The following is a 584-nucleotide window of genomic DNA, read 5'->3' as shown; positions in this document are numbered from 1 at the left end:
AGGTGGGGCCGGCGATTGGGACGAAGTCGTAACAAGGTAGCCGTACCGGAAGGTGCGGCTGGATCACCTCCTTTCTAAGGAGCATCAACTGGCCGGGTCGCCTCGTTGAGGGACCTCGGTCGGTGGCCGCTGTTGACGGCGAATGTTCGTCAGGTGGCTGCTCATAGATGTGGAGCACTGGCTACTCAGCCTGCCGGCTGTGCGGCTCGGCAAGTACCGCCTCACCCTTGCGGTGGGGAGTGGGAACGACGAGCTCCGGGCGGTCGGCAGGTTGGACACGCTGTTGGGTCCTGAGGAAACGGGCACGTTTCTTCGGACTGCGGGACCGGTCCCCGTAACCCCTCAGGGTTGCGGCCTGGTGGACCCGGTTGTTTTTTGAGAACTACACAGTGGACGCGAGCATCTCTGGTAGATGACGATGCTTGAGGAGGCGGGCCTTTCGGGGTCTGGTTTCTTAGGTGTTGTTGTTTATCTGCGATTTGTTTTGATCGTTTTGTGTGTTCAAGTTTTTAAGGGCATACGGTGGATGCCTTGGCATCAGGAGCCGATGAAGGACGTGGGAGCCTGCGATATGCCTCGGGGAG

The 584-nt window shown here is 59.4% G+C and carries 2 rRNA genes; both read left to right on the top strand.

The features are described from left to right. Nucleotides 1–74, top strand: a 16S ribosomal RNA gene (locus DMH08_RS39815); the annotation flags it as partial. Nucleotides 75–499: 425 nt separating this feature from the next. Further along, nucleotides 500–584, top strand: a 23S ribosomal RNA gene (locus DMH08_RS39810); the annotation flags it as partial.

This window comes from Actinomadura sp. WAC 06369 (assembly GCF_003947565.1).
Lineage (GTDB): Bacteria > Actinomycetota > Actinomycetes > Streptosporangiales > Streptosporangiaceae > Spirillospora > Spirillospora rifamycini.
The sequence above is the reverse complement of the archived record's forward strand: the minus strand, read 5'-3'. Positions and strand labels throughout refer to the sequence as shown.